This is a genomic window from Vibrio lentus (assembly GCF_030409755.1).
Taxonomy (GTDB): Bacteria; Pseudomonadota; Gammaproteobacteria; order Enterobacterales; family Vibrionaceae; genus Vibrio; species Vibrio lentus.
On record NZ_JAUFQE010000002.1, the window covers coordinates 1,764,347 to 1,778,934 of the forward strand.

Annotated in this window: 15 protein-coding genes; all 15 read right to left on the reverse strand. The window is 44.2% G+C overall.

Features of this window, described 5'->3' with window-relative positions; all coding sequences use genetic code 11:
- Positions 1 to 27: 27 nt before the first annotated feature.
- A complete protein-coding gene (pal, locus tag QWZ07_RS16300; RefSeq protein ID WP_017105742.1) occupies positions 28 to 570 on the reverse strand; it encodes a peptidoglycan-associated lipoprotein Pal in 543 nt (180 codons plus the stop codon).
- Positions 571 to 681: 111 nt separating this feature from the next.
- A complete protein-coding gene (tolB, locus tag QWZ07_RS16305) occupies positions 682 to 2,034 on the reverse strand; it encodes a Tol-Pal system beta propeller repeat protein TolB (protein WP_065111061.1) in 1,353 nt (450 codons plus the stop codon).
- A gap of 12 nt (positions 2,035 to 2,046) precedes the next feature.
- Complete coding sequence (tolA, locus tag QWZ07_RS16310; RefSeq protein WP_017105744.1) at positions 2,047 to 3,114, reverse strand: cell envelope integrity protein TolA; 1,068 nt, start codon at positions 3,112 to 3,114, stop codon at positions 2,047 to 2,049.
- A gap of 13 nt (positions 3,115 to 3,127) precedes the next feature.
- Entirely contained in the window at positions 3,128 to 3,571 is a 444-nt protein-coding gene (gene tolR, locus QWZ07_RS16315; RefSeq protein ID WP_017105745.1) for a protein TolR, read from the reverse strand.
- Positions 3,572 to 3,574: 3 nt separating this feature from the next.
- A complete protein-coding gene (gene tolQ, locus QWZ07_RS16320) occupies positions 3,575 to 4,258 on the reverse strand; it encodes a protein TolQ (protein WP_017111033.1) in 684 nt (227 codons plus the stop codon).
- Entirely contained in the window at positions 4,248 to 4,685 is a 438-nt protein-coding gene (ybgC, locus tag QWZ07_RS16325) for a tol-pal system-associated acyl-CoA thioesterase (protein ID WP_017105747.1), read from the reverse strand. The genes tolQ and ybgC overlap by 11 nt, the downstream gene beginning before the upstream one ends.
- Before the next feature lie 173 nt (positions 4,686 to 4,858).
- Positions 4,859 to 5,161: a cyd operon protein YbgE gene (ybgE, locus tag QWZ07_RS16330; RefSeq protein ID WP_017111034.1), complete on the reverse strand. Its 303-nt coding sequence runs from the start codon at positions 5,159 to 5,161 to the stop codon at positions 4,859 to 4,861.
- Entirely contained in the window at positions 5,154 to 5,261 is a 108-nt protein-coding gene (gene cydX / locus QWZ07_RS16335; protein WP_000270284.1) for a cytochrome bd-I oxidase subunit CydX, read from the reverse strand. Before cydX ends, ybgE begins: the two co-directional genes overlap by 8 nt.
- 31 nt (positions 5,262 to 5,292) lie before the next feature.
- Positions 5,293 to 6,429 carry a cytochrome d ubiquinol oxidase subunit II gene (gene cydB, locus QWZ07_RS16340; RefSeq protein WP_017111035.1) on the reverse strand — a complete coding sequence of 379 codons (1,137 nt, stop codon included), beginning with the start codon at positions 6,427 to 6,429 and terminating at the stop codon, positions 5,293 to 5,295.
- Positions 6,430 to 6,442: 13 nt separating this feature from the next.
- Complete coding sequence (cydA, locus tag QWZ07_RS16345) at positions 6,443 to 8,029, reverse strand: cytochrome ubiquinol oxidase subunit I (protein ID WP_029223557.1); 1,587 nt, start codon at positions 8,027 to 8,029, stop codon at positions 6,443 to 6,445.
- A gap of 552 nt (positions 8,030 to 8,581) precedes the next feature.
- A complete protein-coding gene (gene ruvB / locus QWZ07_RS16350) occupies positions 8,582 to 9,598 on the reverse strand; it encodes a Holliday junction branch migration DNA helicase RuvB (RefSeq protein WP_017105751.1) in 1,017 nt (338 codons plus the stop codon).
- 73 nt (positions 9,599 to 9,671) lie between these two features.
- On the reverse strand, positions 9,672 to 10,283 hold the full coding sequence (ruvA, locus tag QWZ07_RS16355; protein WP_017076435.1) for a Holliday junction branch migration protein RuvA: 612 nt from the start codon (positions 10,281 to 10,283) through the stop codon (positions 9,672 to 9,674).
- A 91-nt stretch (positions 10,284 to 10,374) separates the two neighbouring features.
- Positions 10,375 to 11,835 (reverse strand): methyl-accepting chemotaxis protein, encoded by a 1,461-nt coding sequence (locus QWZ07_RS16360; protein WP_192852894.1) that lies wholly within the window; start codon positions 11,833 to 11,835, stop codon positions 10,375 to 10,377.
- A 213-nt stretch (positions 11,836 to 12,048) separates the two neighbouring features.
- The gene (gene ruvC / locus QWZ07_RS16365) at positions 12,049 to 12,570 is read right to left on the reverse strand and encodes a crossover junction endodeoxyribonuclease RuvC (protein ID WP_004736470.1); all 522 of its coding nucleotides are present in this window, start codon (positions 12,568 to 12,570) and stop codon (positions 12,049 to 12,051) included.
- 159 nt (positions 12,571 to 12,729) lie between these two features.
- Positions 12,730 to 14,502: an aspartate--tRNA ligase gene (gene aspS, locus QWZ07_RS16370; protein ID WP_102308648.1), complete on the reverse strand. Its 1,773-nt coding sequence runs from the start codon at positions 14,500 to 14,502 to the stop codon at positions 12,730 to 12,732.
- Positions 14,503 to 14,588: the final 86 nt, after the last annotated feature.

A 14,588-nucleotide genomic window follows, 5' to 3' on the forward strand; every position in this document is an offset into this window, starting at 1 on the left:
ATTCCTCAATTATATAGCCTACTAAAATTAGTAAACTAGTACTGCGCGACGGTTTTTAGCGTACACATCTTCAGATTGACCTAGAAGAAGTGGCTTCTCTTCACCGTAGCTTACGATAGAGATTTGGTCTGCTTGAACACCTAGAGCTTGTAGGTATTTCGCTACAGCTTGTGCACGACGCTCGCCAAGTGCGATGTTGTACTCAGGAGTACCGCGTTCATCAGCGTGACCTTCGATAGTAACGTTCATGTCAACGTTGTTGCTTAGGTAAGCTGCGTGAGCTGCTAGAATTTCTTCGTAGTCGCTAGCGATAGTAGAGTTATCGAATGCAAAGTAGATTGTTTGAGTTTCGCGTAGCGCTTGCTCTTTAAGCTCTTGCTCAGACAGTTGAGCGTTAGCATCAATTGGCGTTACAACAGTTGTGTCTACGTTGCCTTCTGAACCTGAAGTTGTTTGGTTGCTTTCAGTACCTGAAGTTGCAGATGTTGCTTCATCAGTTGAGCTACATGCCGTTACTGCCATCACTGGTAGTGCAATCATCAAGCCTTTAAGAACTTTGTTAAGTTGCATCTTTTTTTCCTTACGTTATCAAACTTAGTTTCTACAGCGACTAAGTGCTATAGATAGTTAATTGCCACAATAGTTAACACTATCAATAGCTAAAAGAATGTATCACTTTAACTAGAGGAACGGTGACCATGCAGGCGCTCGTACGCGTCCGTTGGTTGCCGGTAATCTAGCTTTAAAACGACCATCGATAGAAACCATCGATAGCACGTTTGTTTTGTTGTAGATAGAGCTATAGATAACCATACCTCCATTCGGTGCAATGCTTGGAGATTCATCTAACAGTGTTTTTGTTAGCACCTGAACCGCACCGGTTTCCAAATCTTGCTTAGCCAAATTAAAACCTGAGTTGCTGCGATTTACCATGATCAGGAATCGTCCATCAGGGGTGATCTGGCCACCTAAGTTTTGGCTACCTTGCCAAGTAATACGAGAAGTCGAATTATTGGACAAATTTACATTATAAATCTGAGGTTTACCACCACGATCCGACGTGAAAATAAGAGACTTGCCATCTGGGTGCCAGAATGGTTCAGTATTATTAGAACGCCCGCGGGTAATTTGAGTCAGCTTACGGCTAGCAAGGTCAAGTGTGTACACTTGAAGGCTGCCTGTTTTCGACAATACCAATGCCAATGTCTTACCGTCTGGAGAGAATCTTGGCGCGCCATTGTGACGAGGGTATGACGTCACCTTCTCACGTTCACCGGTGTAAATATTCATAATGAATATTTCAGCTTGGCCATTTTGGAAGCTTACATAAGCCAGCTTCTTACCGTCTGGTGACCATGCTGGTGACATAAGAGGTTGTTTAGAGCGAAGTACTAAACGCTCATTGAAACCATCGTAATCAGCAACACGAAGTTGGTATGGGTATTTGTCTTTGTCATTCACTACCACGTAAGAGATACGAGTTAAAAACGCGCCTTTCTCACCAGTCAGTTCTTCATACACTAAATCAGAAATACGGTGTGCATACTCTCTCAAGCGTTTGCCAGGAACCGTCGCTTTCTTATTGAACAAAACGTGGTCTTTAGAAAGTACCAGTTGGCCTTCATCACTTAGCGCACGGCTTTGTCCTTTGGTCAGTTGACCACGAACAATGTCAATCAACTGGTAGTTGACGACGTATTGCCCTTCAGCATTTTTAGTAATGCTACCGGTTAGTAATGAATCAACGCCTAGGTTAGTCCAAGCATCAAAGTCGACCTCTGTTTCGCTGTAAGGCGTTTGAGGCATTTTGCTTGTTGCAACTGGGCTGAATTTACCACTACGTTGTAAGTCAGAAGCGATAACCGCTGACACATCGTGTGGCAAAGGTCCTGCACCTTCCCAACGGAAAGGCACAATAGCGATAGGTCTAGCAGAGTTTATACCGTCTGTAATAACCAGCTCCAGCGCTGCATGTGCAAACTGGCTGCTTGTCGCTATTACGAAAACAAAACTCAGTAATAGTTTTTTTAACACAAGTTCGTCCTTTTACTCTGGTGATACAGTTAAGTTGATGTCTTTCAGTGATTTCACAATGTCCGGGTCTTTAGGCAATGGATAAGATTGCACTTGTGCCACGGCACGCTTGGTTGCTGCGCACAAACGGCTGTCTCCATCCAAAATACTCAAGCTTCCCAGAATCGCATTCGAACCCGTTGGAATGAGCTTAAGGTTCACTCGACATGAGCGTCCTCTGTAGCTGTCTTCTAACAATAAGTTCTGTTGAATAAGCTGAGTATAAATCGCACCGTAGCGCTGTGCTTCATCACTAATAAATTGTTGTTTAGCCGAAGAGTTTTGAGTCGACTCAGTTTCAAGCCCAGCAAAGATATCGTTCAATGCTGCCTCTTGTTGTTTGCGCTCTTTTTCGGCTCGTGCTGCAGCTTCTTTTGCTTTACGGGCTTTCTCCGCTGCTGCTGCCGCTTCTTTCTCTTTCGCTATACGCTGCTTTTCAGCACGTTCAGCGGCTTCTTTTTCTTTGCGAGCTTTGTCTGCTGCCTCTTTCGCGGCTTTTTCTTTTGCCACGCGTTCTTGTTCAGCTTTGGCGACAGCCGCTTCTTTGGCCTTGCGTTCTTTCTCCGCCTTAACCACAGCGGCTTCTTTTAGCTTACGATCAGCTTCTGCTTTCGCGGCTTTCTTTTGTTCTGTCTTTAAACGAGCCTCTTCAACTTTACGTTGTTTCTCTTTTTCAACTCGGCGTTTTTCAGCTTCTCGCGTCGCTTTCGCTTCTTTGGCTTGTTTCTCTTTCAGCTTGCGGATGTTTTCTTCTTCCGCTTTACGATTCTTTTCAAGTCGCTCGCTTTCGCGACGTAACTTGTCTAACCGTTCTTGTTCTTTCTTACCCGCAGCTTCTCTTTGTTGACGAATCTGTTGGGCTTGCTTGCGAACCAACTGAGGGTCAATCACGACCGCCTGAACCATCTGCCCTGTAGGCTTAGGTTCTGACATCGTGAAGTCTGCTCCCCAAATAAGAGCGACGAATAGAATGACATGCAGCCCGATTGAAATTAGAAGCGGCGTTTTGAAATTATTGGATTTTTTATTATTCGCTTTCATGAATGCTACGGAGCTATTCCCTTATATCCGTTAAAAGGCCAACCTTTGGCACACCTGCACGGCTTAATTCATCAAGTAATAAAACAACTTCAGCGTAAGGCGTTGCGGCATCACCGCCGACCGCCACTGGAGAGTTAGGATTCAGAGACAATTCCGCTTTAACCCGAACAATAATGTCTTCAATTGACAGGCCTCGTTGAACCTCTTCATCGTTAACGCTCAAGCCAAGCTCACCATCTTTGTTCACTTCAACGATAATAAAGCTCGCGTTCTCGTCACCCAGTAAATCTTGAGCTGATTTAGCCGTTGAAGCCTTTGGCAATTCAACATCAACACCTTGTGTGACGAATGGTGAGGTCACCATAAAAATAATCAGCAAAACCAGCATAACGTCGATGTAAGGTACAACGTTAATCTCTGCCGTCATTTTGCGTTTTTTAGGTTGGTATCCAGCCATCTATTATTCCCTGCCAGCCATCGCTTGACGGTGAAGAATGCTGTGGAACTCTTCAGAGAAAGTCGCGTAGTTATGTTCGAGTTTACCTACTCGGCTACTGAAGCGGTTGTAAGCCATAACAGCAGGAATAGCAGCAAATAGACCCATTGCTGTTGCAATCAGAGCTTCTGCAATACCAGGTGCAACCATAGCGAGTGTCGCCTGCTTCACTTCGCCTAGTGCGATGAATGAGTGCATGATGCCCCACACGGTACCAAACAGGCCGATATAAGGACTGATAGAACCGACGGTCGCTAGGAAAGGTAAGTTAGTTTCTAGCTCATCCACTTCACGGGCAACCGCAACGCGCATTGCGCGACCTGTGCCTTCCATAATGAAATCAGGAGAGGTGGCATTAGATTTACGAAGGCGAGCAAATTCGGTGAAGCCTGCGTAGAAGATTTCTTCAGTACCAGAAAGCTCGTCTTTGCGTTTATTGCTCTCTTGGTACAATTTAGCAAGATCAACGCCAGACCAAAATTTGTCTTCAAAGACTTCTGTTTGTTTAGAAGCTTGAGATAATACTTTACTTCTTTTTATGATCATTGCCCAAGAAACAACAGACATGCCCATAAGAATCAGCATGACCATCTTAACTAGTAAGCTAGCTTCTAATATTAGGCCTAAGATTGAGATTTCAGCAGTCACTATTCGTTAGCTCCGTGAGAATAAATGTTGGCATTGCTTTGGGTTTCATTTTTTGATTATCGATACATGCTACCTTAACCATTGCTTTACACAATGCCTTGCCATCAGGATTTACGATCTCTTGACAGAAGACCAAGGTAGCTCGCTTCAACTCGTAAATATTTGTAATGACTTGTAAAGAATCATCAAGTCGCGCACCTTGAATAAAATCAATGTCCATATGTCGGACTACGAAACCGATATTTTGTTCTAACAAGACTTGCTGAGAGACGCCAATTGAGCGCAACATCTCAGTTCGAGCGCGCTCAAAGAACTTAAGATAGTTGGCATGATATACCACCCCACCAGCATCGGTGTCTTCGTAATACACTGTCACAGGCCAAGTAAATGGCTTAGATAATCCCTGCAATTTGCTACCACAACCCAAAACGATAAAGATCTCACTATAACCTAACTCTTTATCATTAAAAGTATATGGCAGTGATTTATTTGATTTGAAAGACGAAAAAAAAGGCCATCTGTATAAGATGACCTCTTTTTGGCTAAAAACCCAACAACTACCTAGGTTTACTTTGTTATAAACCTAGTCCACAGCCTCATTTAGATAAGGCGCAGCACTGTTAGATAGAGCAAAATCGTGAGTGAAACGTAAGGGCTGAATAATAACTGCCACATCCAAGCTCTTGGTTTAAAACCGATACCATAAACCATGCTCGAGCATACAGCCCAGATGAACATAGGCCCAATGATAGCGTTAAAGCCACCGATGCTTGCCGCATACGTTTCAGGATCCCACATTACTAAACCAACATGCATGAAACCCAATATTAGGGATAAAGCTCTTAACAGAGTCTTATCCATTGGTTGATGCAATTTAGCAACTTGCTCTGCGAGATTACTCACTGTCTTTATCCATCATTTCTGAATGCTCAAGCCAAAGAGCATTGATGATGCCGAATGCACATGCTAGAAGTACACCCAAAATCCATGCGAAATACCACATAAAATTTCTCCTAAGTTATTTAACTTCTAGCTTAGTAAGCTGAAACGTCGTTATCTTCGATGTGTTTCTTATCTAGACGACCAAACATTTTGTAGTATGTCCAAGTCGTGTAGCCCAGAATCACAGGAACCATTACCGCCGCAACTCCAGTCATAAGCCCAAGCGTTAGCTCACTTGCTGTTGAATCCCACATAGTCAAACTATGGCTAGGGTTCAGGCTAGATGGCATTACGAATGGGAACATTGCAAAACCAGCCGTTAAAATAACACCAGCGTTAGATAGGCTTGAGAACAAGAATGCGAAACCACCACGCTCAAAGCGAGATGCAATCACAGCAAGCAGTGGCATTGCTACACCAAGAATCGGTGCAGCCCACATTGCTGGATACGTTTCGAAGTTTGTCATCCAAGCACCAACTTGAAGTGATACTTCTTTGTTTAGTGGGTTTGAATCAGCAAACGTATCGATAGTACTTGTAATTACATAGCCTTCGATAGATTGAACCCAGAAGCCACCAATAACGAATAGAGCAATAGCAATTAGGCCAGTGATCTGAGCAACGTTACGAGCGCGACTGTGCAGCTCTTCTGTTGTCTTCATTTGAAGCCATGTTGCACCTTGCATCACGAACAACATCAGAGCCAACACACCACAAAGCAATGCAAACGGGTTTAGCAGAGCGAAGAACGTACCATGGTACTTAGACATCATGAATTCGTTCAGTTCGAATGGAACACCTTGTAATAGGTTACCAAATGCCACACCGAAAATGATTGGTGGAACTGTGCCACTAAAGCAAAGTGCGTAGTCCCATGTTTTACGCCATTTTGGATCTTCAATCTTAGAACGGTAATCAAGAGCAAGTGGTCGTAACCAAAGCGCTGCTAACGTCGCGTACATCGCGAAGTAGAAACCAGAGAAAGACGTCGCGTAAACCAAAGGCCATGCAGCAAACAATGCACCACCAGCCGTAATCAACCAAACTTGGTTGCCATCCCAGTGAGGGGCAATCGTGTTTAGCATAATACGACGTTCAGTGTCGCTCTTACCGATAACAGGTGAAAGGGCTGCAACACCCATATCGAAGCCATCAGTTACGGCGAAACCAACCAGTAGAACACCGATCAATACCCACCAAATAAGTCGTAAGCTTTCGTAATCAAACATAATATTCCCTCACTTATACTTCGACTGAACGGCTAACTTTGTCTTCAACAGAGTTATCGTTTTGTTCGAAGTGGTAACGGCCTGTCTTTAAGCTACTTGGACCTTTACGTGCGAATTTCAGCATTAGGTAAACTTCAGCAATTAAGAACACTGTGTACAGTGCCAGAATAGCGAATAGAGAAGTCCAAAGCTGTTCAATAGTTAGTGCTGATGCAGCCACATTAACCGGTAGGATTTCACCAACCGCCCATGGTTGACGACCAAATTCAGCAACGAACCAACCCGCTTCGATCGCAATCCAAGGTAGTGGGATTGAGAATAGCGCAGCTTTAAGTATCCATGGTTTCTGTTCGATCTTCTGACGACACGTTTGAACAAACGCCGCACCAAATACAAACAACATGATGAAGCCACAAGCAACCATCAGACGGAATGACCAGAATAGAGGCCAAACTGTTGGGATAGAATCATCCGCAGCCATTTGGATTTGGTCTTCTGTTGCATCAACAACGTCGTCTGTGTAGCGCTTAAGAAGCAGACCGTAACCTAGGTCACCTTTCACTTCGTCGAACGCTGCAATGTTTTCTTCAGACTTGTCACCTGAACGTAGCTTTTCAAGCAGCTCGTATGCGTACATACCAGTACGGATACGATCAACGTGATCATCACGTAAGTCACGCAGGCCCGTTACTTCAGTATCAAGCGAACGCGTTGCGATTATACCCATTACGTAAGGGATTTTAATTGCGTAGTCAGTATTCATTGTTTCTTGGTTTGGAATACCAAAAACAGTAAATGCAGCTGGTGCTTCTTCCGTGTGCCACTCTGCTTCTACCGCAGCGAGCTTCACTTTTTGAACTTCACCAAGCTCGTAACCAGATTCATCACCTAGCACGATTACTGACAGGATCGCCGCCATACCGAAAGATGCTGCAATCGCAAAAGAGCGACGAGCAAAGGCAAGGTCACGACCTTTAAGAATGTAGTATGAGCTGATACCAAGGATGAACATTGCACCCGTTGTGTAACCAGACGCCACTGTGTGTACGAATTTAACTTGCGCTACTGGGTTTAGTACAACTTCAGCGAAGCTCACCATTTCCATACGCATGGTTTCAAAGTTAAATTCCGCGCCCACTGGGTTTTGCATCCAGCCGTTCGCTACCAAGATCCAAAGTGCTGAGAAGTTAGAGCCAAGTGCTACTAACCACGTTACCGCTAAGTGCTGACGCTTTGACAATCTGTCCCAACCGAAGAAGAAAAGACCAACAAAAGTAGACTCTAGGAAGAATGCAACAAGCGCTTCAATAGCTAGCGGAGCACCGAAGATGTCTCCAACGTAGTGAGAATAGTAAGACCAGTTCGTACCAAACTGAAACTCCATGGTTAAGCCTGTCGCTACACCAAGAGCAAAGTTAATACCAAACAATTTACCCCAGAACTTGGTCATGTCCTTGTAAATTTGTTTGCCAGTCATTACATATACTGACTCCATAATGGCAAGAAGAAATGCCATACCTAAAGTCAGTGGAACAAATAGGAAGTGATACATCGCTGTAAATGCAAACTGCAATCGCGACAGATCAACAACATCAATCATGGTAACTCCTTTGTGTCGGCTGAATGACACTTGTGTGATTATTCACCGCAAATATCCATGTTAAAACAATTTATATGATTGTTATTACAAATTGAAATTTGTAGCAAAAACGTACCGTTATAGTTAGATTATTGTTAAGCATGAGCTAATATAGCTGGCGCTAATATTACTGGTAAAATCAGTATGTTTCAAAAGGTTTATAGGAGAAGTCTGCGTTGATTTGTATCAATTTTATTCAAGCAAATTAGAGTTATTTTTAAACAATCATGATTAAAATCACACCAATTTTAGCGTTGTTAATAACCGCGCATGATATCTGTGACAAAAGCTCAGCACCACTTCAACATCCAAATTACAACTACCTATAAAGTATTAACAAAAGATATGACAGTTTATTTCATTTTTTGTTAGCTAAATCAAACTTGAAATCAAAGTTTCCATTTTTGAATTTCTCTATTTAGCCTTTTTATCGATTTGCTCAAAGAGTTGTTATTCAATAAAAACCAAAAAATCCCAGCGCTTATGCAACTGGGATCTTTAGAAATGAATAAGTTAACGATTTGAAGGTTTATCTATTCCGAAGTGTAAATACGCTCTATCGGTAGCAATTCGCCCTCTTGGTGTTCTTTGCAAATAACCCTGCTGAATCAAATAAGGTTCCAATACATCTTCAATCGTATCTTTTTCTTCACCAATCGCGGCTGCCATGTTGTCGATACCGACCGGACCACCACCAAACTTCTCCATAATCGCAAGTAGAAGCTTTCTGTCCATGTAGTCAAAGCCTTTGGCATCAACGTCCAACATATTGAGTGCCTTATCCGCTACGTCTGGGCAAATATGTCCGTCAGCTTTCACTTCCGCGTAATCTCGTACACGGCGTAATAAACGGTTCGCGATACGCGGTGTACCACGAGCACGACGAGCAATTTCTAATGCCCCATCCGACTCCAATGAAAGTCCAAGGCAATCTGCACTGCGCTGAACGATATTTTGAAGGTCTTCAACCTTGTAGTACTCAAGACGCTGAGTAATACCAAAACGGTCACGTAATGGCGATGTTAGTGAACCAGCACGAGTGGTTGCACCAATCAAAGTAAATGGAGGAAGGTCAATCTTGATAGAGCGAGCCGCAGGGCCTTCACCAATCATGATATCCAGTTGGTAATCTTCCATTGCTGGATACAGAACCTCTTCAACCACAGGGCTTAAGCGGTGGATCTCATCAATGAAAAGCACATCGTTTTCTTCGAGGTTGGTTAATAGCGCGGCTAAATCGCCCGCTTTTTCTAAAACTGGACCTGAAGTCGTACGGATGCTCACATCCATTTCATTGGCAACAATGTTCGCCAACGTGGTTTTACCTAAACCGGGAGGGCCAAAAATCAACAGATGATCCAGAGCTTCATTTCGCATTTGAGCGGCTTGAATGAAAATCTCCATCTGGTTACGAACGTGGTCCTGACCTTGATAGTCGGCTAGCGCCTTTGGACGTATTGCACGGTCGATAACATCTTCATCTTTAAAGACCGGATTATCCGGTGCAATCAGGCGATCGGCTTCAATCATAAATTCTGTTATTCCTAACTCTGCGTACAGGCAAAGTGAATGAGTCTATTTTGTAGAACAAGTGTATGAGGTATTAAACCATCGACTTCAGTGCTTCGCGAATCAATTGTTCGCTGGTCATGCCATCTTTAGCCACTTGAGCAACAACTTTAGAGGCTTGAGTCGGTTTATAACCCAAGGCAAGTAATGCGCTTACGGCTTCTTCTTCAGCATCGTGAACCGTTGGCATCGAGTCCATTGGCGCTGCATCTGTTGCAGGCGTAAACAGATCACCTGCGCCCCATCCTTTCAGGCGGTCTTTCATTTCAACAACCAAACGCTCTGCCGTTTTCTTACCAACACCCGGCAGTTTAACCAGTGTCGAGATATCTTCACGTTCAACGCTCTGAACGAATTGGCTTGCCGTCATTCCAGAAAGGATACCAAGACCAAGTTTAGGGCCGACACCATTCGCTTTAATTACTTCACGGAACAAAGCACGCTCTTTAACAGTGTTAAAACCATAAAGTAGCTGAGCGTCTTCACGTACCACAAAATGAGTGTAGATAATTGCTTCTTCGCCTACGTTTGGTAACTCATAAAAACAGCTCATTGGCATTTGAACTTCATAACCAACACCACTGACTTCAATCAATAATTCTGGTGGCTGTTTTTCTATTAATGTACCGCGGAGACGTCCGATCACAATTCACTCTCTTGATGGAATTTAATTTGAAGGACAGAATATAAAAGAACTGGATACTTATCCAGTTCTTTGTGTTTTTGAAGTGAATTATTTAGGCTTGTTTGGCTTGCGAGACCACGCTGTTCAAGCTCGCGACCAATTCTTTAACCGAAGTCACATGACCTGTTAGCTCAGAACCATAATTCGCGACTAAGCCTGACACCGATTTAGTTTCCGCCACACTTTGCGCCACTTCTGAACTGGCGAGATCGAGCTCTTTTAGCGAATTCATCTGCATTGCCATAATATTGGTGAGCTGATTAACATCTGTTGATATGGTTTGCACCTCAGAGATAATACCGTTCATCTCGCTCGCCGTGGTTTCGATGATTGCTCTGCCGTGTTCAACTTCTTCTTTACTGCGGTCTAACAGAGTTCGAATCTCTATCGCCGAATGACTGCTTTTCGCCGATAGCTCTCTTACCTGATCAGCTACCACAGCAAAGCCTCTTCCTTGCTCACCTGCGCGAGCCGCTTCGATTGCCGCGTTAAGTGCTAACAGATTGGTTTGCTCAGCAACCGAAGTGATCAAATCAGCGACTTTCATGATTTCTTGATTACTTTGAATGATCTGACTGATTGCATCGGTTGAAGCTTCTAGTGACTCTGAGCTCTTTTGCGCTTTGGTGCCAACCGCTTCGCTGCGCTCTTTCAGTTCACCCACAAATGAATTGGATTCTTCGATGCCTTGGGTCATTTGATGGAGTTGTTGGCTCATCTCTTCTGCAGCGCTCGCTTGAGACTCGCAATTGACATTCAACACTTCGACTTGCGCATGCAAGTCTTGTGACTGCTGATCCAAATGAACCGAAACACCCTGTAGACTCTCTGAATTCGAATTGGCTTGGTCGAGCACGATAGAGAGCCGACCTTCACTTTGCGTCGCTTGATTGGCAACGTGTTGGCTCTCTGAAATCGCATCCTCTGCCATTTCGATGGCCACCTCTTTTTGCTTAGCAGTAAATGCTTGAGCAATACAGATCACCACCAGCGGCATAATCACACCGGACCAAGTTTCTACCACTACCGCATCAGGGGTTAGCTCAAGCTGGGGAAATGCAAGTCCATTGAGGTGTGCTGACGTCATCACTAATGACACACCGATAACCAGTCCACTCCACACCAAAGCCACGATTCGTGTTCCTGATAAGAAGAAAGCGACCACTAACAAAGGCACCCAATAAGCTTGAGTGGAAGCCACTACCCCACCGCTTTGATAAATGATGTTCAACGCGTGGACAGCCATGCCGACAAAACCAAAGTTAAGTGCAAGGCTCGGCTTACTCGTCACACGAAGTAGCAGTGCCGAGATCAGTTCGAATACGATAAGAAATACAGATGTGACGACCAGAAGTTGCTCTTCGTGCTTAGTCCACTTGATTAAGCTATAGACACCCACGAAGAATGCGATAAAAGTGAAGAGTAATAAGATATCGGCTTGTCTGACTTCGTTGTTACTCCACCCGTTACTTTTGGGTAGAAACAGCGCGCGCCACAGCTTGATTGGGTTCATCAGTGATCATCCTTGATTAACTTGTAAGACCTCCGACCAATGTTAATAACATGTTAAATGATACGCAATGTTATTATCTGGGTTATGTTCGAAAGATCTCATTTCATCAAGGATTTAGAGGCGTATTGTTTTGATATGAGCCAAACAGGGCGTGAGGCTCATCAATAGAATAAGTTTAAAAGGCAGAATTAGGAACTAACAATAGAATGAGATTTAACGGTAACGCCCTTTTCTTGCTCCTGTTGCTTTACCTGCAAGTGCGACCAAGGTTTTATTGGTGTTAGCGTGAGTGATCGCTACGCCTAGCGCATCGGCTGCGTCGGCTTGTGGCTTAGCGGGTAGTTTGAGCATGCTCATCACCATATTCTGAACCATAGACTTATCAGCGCCACCGTTACCTGTCACTGCTTGTTTGATCAAACGAGCCGCATATTCATGTACAGGCAAGTCTGCATTCACCGCAGCTACAATCGCACTACCACGAGCTTGGCCAAGTTTAAGTGCTGAATCGGCATTCTTCGCCATGAACACTTGTTCGATCGCAAACACATCAGGCTGAAACTGAGTAATGATCTCACTCACGCCCGCATAGATTTGCTTTAAGCGACCTGGCAGTTCTTTTTCAGAGGTACGAATACAACCGCTACCTAAGTAATATAGATGGCGACCATTTTGACGAATCACGCCATAGCCGGTAATACGAGAGCCAGGGTCAATCCCTAAGATAATAGACATAACTTCAAATACTGATTATTTATACATGCTTTATGAGCTTAGTATATCGAACGCAAAAAAAAATGCCCGTCAAATTAACGGGCATTTCGTTGTTCTGCGAAAGAAAAAGTTCTATCGAAAACTCACTGTTTGATTAAAAAGTTGAGCTTAATCGTTTGATTAGTCTTCTTTCTTCGCTAAGTTAACAGCGATTGCTAGCTCTTCCAGTGATGCTGGGTTTGCTAGGCTCGGCGCGTCTGTTAATAGACATGCTGCAGCTGTTGTTTTCGGGAATGCGATAACGTCACGGATGTTCTCTGTACCACAAAGAAGCATTGCTAAACGGTCAAGACCGAATGCTAGACCTGCGTGTGGTGGCGTACCGTACTTAAGTGCTTCAAGTAGGAAACCGAATTTCTCTTGTTGCTCTTTAGCTTCGATACCTAAGATACCAAATACAGCCGTTTGCATTTCTGCGCTGTGAATACGTACAGAACCGCCGCCTACTTCGTAGCCGTTGATGACCATGTCGTATGCATCAGAGTTAGCCGCAGCTGGATTTGCTTTTAGCTCTTCCGCGCTCACACCAAGTGGTGATGTGAATGGGTGGTGCATTGCGTGAAGGTTGCCTTCGCCATCTTCTTCGAACATTGGGAAATCAATAACCCAAAGAGGAGCCCACGCTTTCTTGTCTGTTAGCTCTAAGTCATCACCTAGCTTGATACGAAGTGCGCCCATTGCTTCAGCAACGATGTTCGCTTTATCTGCACCAAATAGGATGATATCGCCAGATTCAGCTTGAGTGCGCTCAAGAAGACTGTTGATTACGTCTTCGTTTAGGAACTTAGCAACTGGAGATTGGATACCTTCCATGCCAGCAGCACGGTCGTTAACCTTCATCCAAGCTAGACCTTTCGCACCGTAGATACCTACGTGCTCTGCGTAACCGTCGATTTGCTTACGAGTCAGCTTAGCGCCACCCGGTACACGGATTACTGCTACGCGACCTTTTTCGTCGTTCGCAGGGCCAGAGAATACTTTGAACTCAACGTCTTTAACCAAGTCAGCAACGTCGACTAGTTCTAGTGGGTTACGTAGATCTGGCTTATCAGAACCGAAACGACGAATCGCTTCAGAGAATGGCATTACTGGGAATTGACCCAGTTCAACATCTAGAAGCTCTTTCCACATATCGTGAACTAGCTTTTCAGTGATGTTACGTACTTCTTGAGAAGACAGGAATGATGTTTCGATATCGATTTGAGTAAATTCAGGCTGACGGTCAGCACGTAAATCTTCATCACGGAAACATTTAACGATTTGGTAGTAACGGTCAAAACCAGACATCATCAGCAGTTGCTTGAACAGCTGAGGAGATTGAGGAAGTGCGTAGAAGCTACCTTTATGAACACGGCTTGGTACTAGGTAATCACGAGCGCCTTCAGGTGTCGCTTTCGTTAGTACTGGTGTTTCGATGTCTAGGAATAGGTTCTCGTCTAGGAAACGACGAACGAAGCTAGAAGCACGTGCACGAAGCTTAATACGATCGCTCATTTCTGGACGACGAAGATCGATGTAACGGTACTTAAGACGCTGCTCTTCAGAGTTCGTTTGGTTGAAGTCTAGTGGAAGCGCTTCTGAACGGTTGATGATCTCTAGGCCAGTTGCGTAAAGCTCAACTTCACCCGTCGCCATATCTTTATTTACTTGGCTGTCAGGACGAACACGTACTTCACCAGTAAATTTGATACAGAATTCATTACGCAGTTGGTTAGCGATCGGAAAGATATCTTTCATATCTGGATCGACAACAACCTGAACGACGCCTTCACGATCTCGCATATCGATAAAGATAAGACCGCCTAAATCACGGCGACGGTTTACCCAGCCGCACAATTCTACAGTTTGTCCCGCCAGGGACTTGTTCAGGTTACCACAGTAATGGGTACGCATAATGAATTTCCCAATCTCTTAATTATTTACTAATTTCCAAGCTGTCAGTGGTCATTCCACACAACAGAGCAAAGGAACATTTATAC